The sequence below is a fragment of the Pseudonocardia sp. McavD-2-B genome, from assembly GCF_024124365.1.
Classification (GTDB): Bacteria; Actinomycetota; Actinomycetes; order Mycobacteriales; family Pseudonocardiaceae; genus Pseudonocardia; species Pseudonocardia alni.
On record NZ_JAMXSG010000546.1, the window covers coordinates 1 to 1,044 of the forward strand.

Here is a 1,044-nt window from a genome sequence, read left to right on the forward strand (position 1 = left end):
GTCGCCTCCGGGCCGCGCCCCCGGGCGAGGGTGGCCGCGTCGGGCTGCTCGTCGGCCGGGGCGAACAGCGCCTCCAGCGAGCCCTCGGCCCCGTCCTCGTCGGGGGCGGCGTGGCGCCCTGCACCGGAGGCGACGACCGCGCCGGCGTATGCGGGTACCCGAGGCAGCGGACCGGTGTCCGCGCCGCGCTCGGCGACCACGTCCGCGACGGTCCGTGCACGGGCCGGACGCGGCGGGTCCGCCGGCCCGCCGGCCGCCTCACCGGTCCAGTCCGCATAGGACGGCTGCGGGTCCGCGGTCGCGCGCGGGGGCTCGAGCGGCAGCGGCCCGGGCGCAGGGGTGCGGCGCGCACGCCACACACCCCACAGGACCAGGACCACGAGCACGCCCGCGCCCAGCACCGCCACGAGGGGCAGGACCGGGACCGTGAACGAGCCGAGCTGCATGGGCCCGGACCTTATTGGGGTCCCGGGCCCCGCGCGGGGAACCTCAGCTGCTGCGCGTCCCCGTCGACGGCTGCGCCGCGCCCGTCCGGCCCTTGTCGCCGGTGGCCGCGCCGGAACCGTTGCGGGTCGCGCCGTTGCCCTTCTCGCCACCCTGCGACGACGGCTCGGACGCCGACGACGCACCGTTACGACCGTTCTGACCGTGGCCGGCCTGGCCGGAGCCGTTGCGGGCCCCCTCCGGACCGGGTCGCGCCGGGCCGCGCCCGGCGGCCGGGTTCGCGGTCGTCGGCGGCTCCGCGTCGGCCTTCGTGCTCTCGGCCGAGGTGCCCTTGTCCCCCGCCGGCGGCTTCTGCGAACCATCCGTTGGGGTGTCACCGGAACGGCGGACGGCGCCGACCGCGACCGTGCGCTCGGCGTCGCCGCCGGGCGTCGGACGCGGGTCCTGGCGCGGCACGGCCGACGTCTTCGGCTCCGCCTCGACCGGGCGGGAGTCCGACGCGGGCCGGAACAGCTCGGCGGGCTCGGGCTCGTCCCCGGGCCGGACAGCGGTGGTGCGCTCGGCACCGCCCTGCTGCCCGGTGGGGGCCGGCGACGGGCG

2 pseudogenes are annotated in these 1,044 nt (G+C 79.6%); both read right to left on the minus strand.

Annotated elements, in window-relative coordinates:
- Positions 1-446 (minus strand): annotated as a pseudogene (locus NH602_RS31040) (hypothetical protein); the annotation flags it as partial.
- A 43-nt stretch (positions 447-489) separates the two neighbouring features.
- Positions 490-1,044 (minus strand): annotated as a pseudogene (locus NH602_RS31045) (hypothetical protein); the annotation flags it as partial.